The 3,460-nt window shown below is 35.0% G+C and carries 2 protein-coding genes; both read right to left on the bottom strand.

Annotated elements, in window-relative coordinates; genetic code table 11:
* Positions 1-87: 87 nt before the first annotated feature.
* Positions 88-3,183 (bottom strand): hypothetical protein, encoded by a 3,096-nt coding sequence (locus DRF60_RS20735; RefSeq protein WP_123902713.1) that lies wholly within the window; start codon positions 3,181-3,183, stop codon positions 88-90.
* A 3-nt stretch (positions 3,184-3,186) separates the two neighbouring features.
* A partial coding sequence (locus DRF60_RS20730; RefSeq protein ID WP_133297263.1) for a T9SS type A sorting domain-containing protein occupies positions 3,187-3,460 on the bottom strand: 274 nt, incomplete at its 5' end.

Raw genomic sequence — 3,460 nt, 5'->3', positions numbered from 1 at the left:
TTCTGTAGTACTTGGGGTTGTCTGTGCATAGGCTAGTCCTGTCACAAACAAAGTACTGATTGGAATGATTATCTTTTTCATCGTGTGTTAGTTTTTGTAATTGTATTTGTATTCTTTCACAATTTTATATACTGGATTTCCAGCAGCATCTTTATCCAATTGTTTCACTTCTTTCAATCGATTAGCGGTATCATAAACATAAACTTCTCTGATTCCTGATGGTGGGGTAATGCTTGTAACACCGATTAAAGGATCATAGCTGTAACTAGTAATCTGATAAGTTGACAATGCAGAATTATTTCTGAACAGATCTAAAGCAGAGATCAGTGCCTGTTCTGATGCTTCGGTACCCAGTTGAGCATCGTTGTCTGAGGCACTTACGATATTGTCAATTAATGATTGACTGATATCTGAAAGTTTCGCTCCCTCAATCTTGGCAATGGGCTGGGTTTGGTTGTAACCCCAGATGATCGTTGTTGAGATACCGTTTTTTGCGGTGTACTGCTGGAGGTTACCTTTAGAATCGTATTTGTCATAAGTAACTTCAGTAGAAGGTGTTGTGGTATTTTGCAAGTCGTAAGATAAAACCGAAGTAGGTAAAGCCAATCCGGATGTTTTGATATTCGCTTCTGATTGGTTTAAAGGATAAAGAGTCTCAGTTTTTGACAGTGTTTTCGTAGCACCGTTAATAGTTTTAGTAGTAGTTGTCTCCAAAGGAATCCCAATCATATTTTTGCTGAGCATCAGTTGATTCCCTTTTTCATGAGCATAATTGTAGGAAGTGGTAGTAGAATTTCCTGAAGCCGAAAACTCCTGTTTTGTCAATTGATTATGTAATGCGCTTCCATAGGTATATTTTGTAATCTCACTTAAAACAGGAGCATTATTTTTATAAAAAACATTTTCTTTTTCACGTAGATATGGATGATATGAATAATTATTATACGCTGAAAGCCTAATCAATTCTGCCATTCCTGACATTATAGTCCAAGGCCCATTTATGATAGGCTCACCATATACATTACTTTGAAAGTCATATGATCTTACATTGCTGTCAAAACGGCTAGGAGCATCACTGTATTTAAACTTAGTCTGGTATACTATTTGACCATTCTGGTCTTTTTTGGTTATACTGAGAGGCTCTCCTCTTTCAAATTCCAATGAATTATATCCCAAATTTCGAAGGTTATTATAAATAGTGGTATTCCCTGAGGAAAATGAGGTAAACATAAAAGTGTTCGGACGAATATCTAAATACCCATTATCACTATTTGAGAAAATATATTCAATAGTTCCCCCAGCATTGGTTTCAGACACTTTTTCTGTTACTTTACTATAAACAATATGTTTTCCCTTTGTATTATTTGAAGGAATAATTGGCATATCTGCAAACCTATAAATTCTGGCTCCGCTATTCTGATCCTCCTCAAAATAAATGGGCTTTCCTGAAAGTATTCCACTTGAATTCCCTATCGCTGTTCCTGTATCCGTATAGAAGTAGTCTTTAACTATATTTTGTGCATCTCCTGGATTTGTAATGGTACGTTTAATTCGAAGCCCTCCTGCTGTTTGTTTTGTTGTATTTTCAATGTAGAATCCTACAGGACTAGTAGTTTGAACACTAATTACCTTATTGTAATCGTGAGCTTCATAGATATATTCGCTAAATCCTTTGGTTGGATAGATGACTTTTTTCAGTACTCCTTTAGTTAGTTGTAGTGGATCAGTTTCTTTATAGGAAGATAACACATTTTTTAATTGATCGTATGAATAATAAAGTCCATCAGCTGTCGCAACACTTTCAGTAAAAGATTTGTTGTTATAATATCCCCAATGGTCATTTTTTCTTAAATTGTATTTGGGAATGTCTGTCGAGTAGTATTCGAATTGATAAGGTTTCCCGTTATGGTTGAATCCAGTCAGGTATAATTTTTTAGTTGGATCTTCAAGATAACTAAAGTTAATTTCTTCTACCACAGAATTTTGCTTGACTGTTATCCTGTCGAGTTTAGAAAAATGCTTGGCATATCTTACATCTGTAGCATAATGGTGTGTATAGCCGAACCCGCCTGTCCAAATATTTCCGTTTACCTTAGTATAATCATATTCTTCAACATTTGCGGTACTTCTGAAAAAATCAACAGAATAGATATTATTAATTTTTATATCCTTGAGATAGGTGATAAAGGTTCTTTCTATGTTTCCTGATACACCCTGATTCTTTTTTATTACCGTTCCTGAGTTGATATTTGTATAGAGTGAAGCAAAAGAACTGTGTACTTTGTAAAAAGCTTTATTTTCTCTTTCATAGTTGTATGTGATTTCGAAACCACTCGGTAGTATTACCTTTGTCAGAAACCAAGAATTAGCGACAAAATTGGGATTATAAGAATCTACTACCGTACTATTGGGTGTTGCTGAGAATTCAATAGACTCTGGTGTTTTGCCGAAAATGTATTTAATTCCTTTCTGATCAGTTAATGTAAATCCATAAATTATCCTCTTTACGATGTGCGTTCTGTTATTTACAATATGAAGACCATCCTCGTAAAGGCTAAAGTCAGTTTTCAATTCGTCTTCCACTTTGATATCCTTAAAATCTCCAGATGCAATAATCCATGATCCTTTATGGTTTTTATAAAAACTGCCAGACATTCCGTTAACATTAAAATTAAATTCATCTGGTGCGGGATAAACAGTTCTTTCGTTACCTCCTATTGAACGATTGTTGTCTATAAACTGTTGCATTTTGGAAGGTGAATCCCAGTCAGTTGCATCCAAACTACTATAATTATCATAATAAGAGTATTTATTATGTGGAGTTATATTATTCATGTAAACTTCATCGACTCCACCCTTAACAGTACGGGTGACGACACCACCTACATTTAGACTCCATCCAGCTCCGTTCCATCCTGGGGGTATGTCTGGCTTTATGGAAGCAAGATTATAGGCAAGGTTAAGATCTACATTATAACCTTCTTTTGAAAAATTAAATAGGTTGAAATTAATATTAGGTTGTCCTGAAAATAAATCTATTTCGGTAGGATTATATTGCCCGAGATTTGAAGACATAGGACTATTGCTGAAGATAGTGGGACTGAATGGATTTCCGCTGTTAATTTGAGCTTGTAGAAAATGGGGAGCCAATGATATGATAGATAAGCTTATATACTTTTTCATTTGTTATTTTTTTATCAGTTTAGTATTCGCAGTTTTATTGGTATCAGTCTTAATAGTCACCAGATAAGCCCCCTGAATCAAATTCTGAGTATTGACCTTGGTCACCTTATTCTTAGTTTTTAAGCTCTGAAGCTGCCTTCCCCCCATATCATACAAGAAAATATCCGCTTCCTTGAATTCAAACCCTATTTCCACATAAGCATAATCTGAAACCGGATTCGGATAGATCTTGATGTCCTGTTTTTCAATCAGCTGATCAATTTGTTTGTCTCCCAGC

This window comes from Chryseobacterium elymi, assembly GCF_003385495.1.
GTDB classification, from domain to species: Bacteria; Bacteroidota; Bacteroidia; order Flavobacteriales; family Weeksellaceae; genus Chryseobacterium; species Chryseobacterium elymi.
Note: the sequence above shows the minus strand (reverse complement) of the source record. Positions and strands in the feature narration are given on the sequence as shown.